At 77.6% G+C, this 340-nt stretch carries 1 protein-coding gene; it reads left to right on the top strand.

The window, feature by feature from the left end:
• The coding region (locus tag ABD308_RS35445; protein ID WP_344344153.1) for a flotillin domain-containing protein at positions 1–340 on the top strand (340 nt) is incomplete at both ends.

Raw genomic sequence — 340 nt, 5'->3', positions numbered from 1 at the left:
CGTCCGCGGCCGAGGCGCGCGGTCTGGCCGACGCCGCGGCGGCGCGGGCGATCGGGCTGGCCAGGGCCGAGGGCATCAAGGCGCGGGCCGCCGCCCTGTCCGAGAACCAGGACGCGGTGGTGGCGCAGGAGTTGGCCGAGCAGTGGCCGCAGATCGTGCGGGCCGCCGCCGAGTCCTTCGGCAACGTCGAGCACATGGTGCTGCTCAACGGGGCCGACGGGATGGGCGAGTTGTTCGCCAAGGCGCTCGCGATGGGCGGCACCGGGCTCGGGCTGGCCCGCCAGTTGCTGTCCACCGTCGGCCCGGACGACGCCGCCGCCCCGGCGGGCGCCGCGGGGAC

This window comes from Kitasatospora putterlickiae (assembly GCF_039527695.1).
Lineage (GTDB): Bacteria > Actinomycetota > Actinomycetes > Streptomycetales > Streptomycetaceae > Kitasatospora > Kitasatospora putterlickiae.
This window is presented reverse-complemented; position numbering and strand designations above follow the sequence as displayed.